We start from the raw sequence: 3,631 nt of genomic DNA, 5'->3' as shown, positions 1-3,631 counted from the left end.
GGCGGTCCGCAGGCGCGGCCTCGCGAGCAGGCGAGGCCGGTTCGGCGGCCAGCGCGCGCATCAGCTCCGGCGCGGCGAGCTCGAGCTCGAGCGACAGGCGCTCCACGCGGTCGTAGGCCTCGGCGTGTTCTGACGCCGCCGCCAGCCAGGCCTCGAAAGCCAGCCAGTCGTCGCCGGTCGTCTCCTCGGCCTGCAGCCGCACAAGCCAGGCCGCCGCCGCTTCGAGGGCCGCTTCGTCGGGGATTTTCCGCTCCTCGCTCATCGTTCAGCTGTTCCCGCGGTCATCGGACTCGCGTTTCCGACTGGATGACGCCGCCGAGCCGCGGCTCCCTCCAGTATTCGCGGCGATGCGTACGGCGAGGTGCTTCAGGACCGCGATCATGTGCTTCTCCACGGCGCTGCGGGAGACCCCCAGCCGGGCCGCGGTCTCGGTGTGGCTGAGCCCCTCCAGCTTGTGCAGGCGGAAGACCTCCTGGGTGCGGGGCGGCAGCTCGCGGACAGCTTCCACCACCGCGGTCAGGCGCTGGCGCGCGGCGAGCGCCTCGTCGGCGGCGACCTCGTCGGCGACCGGATCGGGACCCAGCGTCATGGCCTGCGCGTCGCCCCAGGCGGCGTCGCGGGCGGCCGAGCGGCGCTGGCCGCGCATCTGTTCGAGCATCAAGTTGCTGCCAAGCCGGTAGAGGTAGGCGGCGGGATTCTCGATCGCGATGTCGTCGGCGACGCGGGCGAGCCGTACGTAGATCTCCTGGACGAGATCCTCTGCGGCCGCATCCGACCTCAGGCGCAGCGTGAAGAACCGCACCAGGTCCGCCCGGCGGTCGAGGTAGGCCTCGATGAGCGCCGATCTGCCTGCCTTGCCCAAACGCTGCTTCCGACCTTCGCCCTTGCCGAGGCCGCCTGCTTCGCGCCCCTCGGCGTCGGACGCAAGGCCCCTCAATACATCCGCTCGATCCGCATCCCCAGCGTGCGGGGCCTCAGGGGGGTGGTCTGCGGCAGCGGCTTGAACGGATTGCCGAAGGCGAAGGTGTTGGCCCGCGCATCGCCGAGGTTGTCGAGATAGGCGCTGACGCGCCAGCGGCGGCCGTTCAGCTCCGCCGCCAGCCGGCCGACGCCATAGCCGCCCATCTCGCTCTCCGACCCGCCGACGAACGTCAGGAAGGACGTGCCGATGTAGTTGTACTCGGCCGAGAGGATGGCCTCGCCGAGGTCGCCGGCCCGCCAGCGGTAGCGCAGGTCCACCCCGCCCATGTGGCGCGGCACGCCCGGCAGGCCGATGTCCGGCCGCGCCGGGAAGACGTGGGCGGTGCGGGTCAGCTCCGGGTCGTCGATCATGCCGTTGACCCGCAGCTGCAGGTGATGTCCGGGCGCCCAGACCGCCTCGGCCTCCAGGCCGGTGTTCGCGCCGTCGCCGATGTTGAGGGTGATCGGCAGGCCGGAGGTCAGGTACTGGTCGGTCTGGACGTTGCGCCACTGGGCGTAGAACAGGGCGGTGCGGATCGTCAGCCGGCGGTGCAGCATCGCCCATTCGCCGCCCACCTCGTAGCTCCACAGGCGGTCCGGCTGGAAGCGGCGGTTGAAGGTCTCGCCGGGGGTCATGCCGAGCCTGGCCACCACCGGCAGGTTGAAGCCGCCGGCGCGGAAGCCTTCCTGCGCCTGGACATAGACCACCCGGTCCGGCCGCGCGGAGTAGGCCAGCCGGAGCTTGGGGGCGAAGCCGCTGTCCTCGAGGGCGGATTTGAACGGCCGCAGCACCGGGGTGAGCTGGAAGTCCGAGCCGTCGGTCTCCAGCCGGCTCCTGAAGAGGCGGCCGCCAAGCGTGAGCGACAGGCGCGGGGCGACGTCGTAGCCGAGCTCGCCATAAGCCGCCGCTTCGGTCAGCCGGTCGATCCGGCGATAGATCGAGGTGATCGGCGGCAGGCGAGGCGGCGGCGACAGGCTGGCCTTCTCCTGTTCCCGGCTCGACGAGCCGAACAGGCCGACCAGCCAGTGGGCGCGGCCGCCCGGCGTGGAGGACAGCTCGGCCTGCGCGAGCGACATCCGCACTTCCTGCCGCTCGTGGAAGGCGGTGGGATTCGTCATGCCGAAGGCGCCGGCAGCGTCGTAGCGGGTGTCTATGTGGTGGTCGACGTAGGCCGCCGAGAGCTTCAGCTGGCCGATCGGCGCGCCGTGAGCGACGGTGAGGCTGGCCACCGAAAAGTCGTTGTCGTGCGGCTCGCGGATGGCGGTGTCGCGTACGAGCCCCGGCCCGGTGGTGTACTGCGCATCGGCCGTGTCTATCTGCTGGACGGCGAACGTTGCGCTGACCCGCCAGCCGCCGAGCGGCGCCAGCGCGCTGAGCCGTAGGCCTTGGCGCCGGCCGCGGTTGACGTCGTCGAGGCCGAGCAGCCGGTTGTCCAGATAGCCGCCCGAGGTCTCCCGATAGGCCGCCACGCGCACGGCGGAGTCGGGCAAGGGCAGGGGGACGTTGATCATCCCCTCCAGCGCATCGGAGGGCCCGCCGTGGGCCGTCACCGCGCCGTCCGCCGCGACCATCGCCGAGAACCGCGCCGGATCGGGTTTCTCGGTGACGATGCGGATGATGCCGCCGATCGAGCCGGAGCCGTAGAGCGTGCCCTGGGGGCCGCGCAGCACCTCGATCCGCTCGACGTCGACCAGCCGAAGGTCCGGGTCCGGAGCGTTGTAGGTGATCGGCACGTCGTCGAGATAGAGGCCGACGGTCGACTGGGTGCGGCCGGTGAACGAGCCGTCCGACAGGCCGCGCACGAAGATCTTGTTGCGGCCCGACCCAAGGTTGGTCACGGCCACGCCCACCAGCCGCCCCGCGGCCGACTGGATGCTCACATCGCCCAGCCGCAGCAGGTCCGCGCCCGACAGGGCCGAGATCGGGAACGGGCTGGCGATCAGCGGCTCGGGGCGCTTTTCCGCCGTCACCACCAGCTCCGGCAGCACCGCCGGTTCCGCCTCGGCCTCGGGCGCCAGCGGCGCCAGGGCCATCGCCGGCGGCGGGGCGGGATGCGGCCGTGGATGCGCGATGATCTGGAAGCTGCGTTTGTCGGGCCGCTTGAAACCGCAGCCCGGCGGCAACAGCCGGCTCAGCGCCTCGGCGGGCTTCAGGACGCCGGACACGGGACGGCTGTCGCCCCGGCAGCCGCTCGCGCCCGACCAACCGACCGAGACGTCGGCCTGGACGGCGAAGCGCAACAGGGCCTGGTCCAGCGGCTCGCTCGGCAGGCGGAAGACGCGCAGGCCCGCCTCCGCGGCCCGGCCGGTCATCGGGCAGGCCAGGGCGATCGCCGTCCCGAGCAGGAGCGCGCTGAGGCGAGGGAGGGGCGGCGGCGTCATCCTGAAGTGAGATCTCGAACGCCCGGAAACGACACCATTCGCGCGCGGAAGTCCATCGGCGGCCGCGAGGCGAAATTCCCCTCCGCGGTGGCCGCCTCGGCTGTTCGGCGCGTTACGCTCTCATGAACACCTTCGCGGTCGCCCGTCTGCATCCGTTCGCCGAGATCTGCCCGTCGTCGCCGCCGCTGTACGAGACCCTGGTCGCCAGCCTGGAACAGGCCGAGTCCGCGCGCTTCCCCTTCCGCCACCTGCGGCTGGAGCACCTGCTGCCGCCGTCGGTGAGCGCCGC

3 protein-coding genes are annotated in these 3,631 nt (G+C 72.0%); all 3 read right to left on the bottom strand.

Annotated features, from left to right (window positions below):
* Positions 1 to 262, bottom strand: a 262-nt coding sequence (locus VJS38_RS14885) for a FecR/PupR family sigma factor regulator (RefSeq protein ID WP_324088935.1), incomplete at its 3' end; no start/stop codon positions are given.
* Between the two features lie 3 nt (positions 263 to 265).
* Entirely contained in the window at positions 266 to 862 is a 597-nt protein-coding gene (locus VJS38_RS14880; RefSeq protein ID WP_324088934.1) for a sigma-70 family RNA polymerase sigma factor, read from the bottom strand.
* A 71-nt stretch (positions 863 to 933) separates the two neighbouring features.
* A complete protein-coding gene (locus VJS38_RS14875) occupies positions 934 to 3,342 on the bottom strand; it encodes a TonB-dependent receptor (protein ID WP_324088933.1) in 2,409 nt (802 codons plus the stop codon).
* Positions 3,343 to 3,631 lie beyond the last annotated feature (289 nt).

The organism is Phenylobacterium sp. (assembly GCF_035276905.1).
In the GTDB taxonomy this organism is placed as follows: domain Bacteria; phylum Pseudomonadota; class Alphaproteobacteria; order Caulobacterales; family Caulobacteraceae; genus Phenylobacterium.
This window is presented reverse-complemented; position numbering and strand designations above follow the sequence as displayed.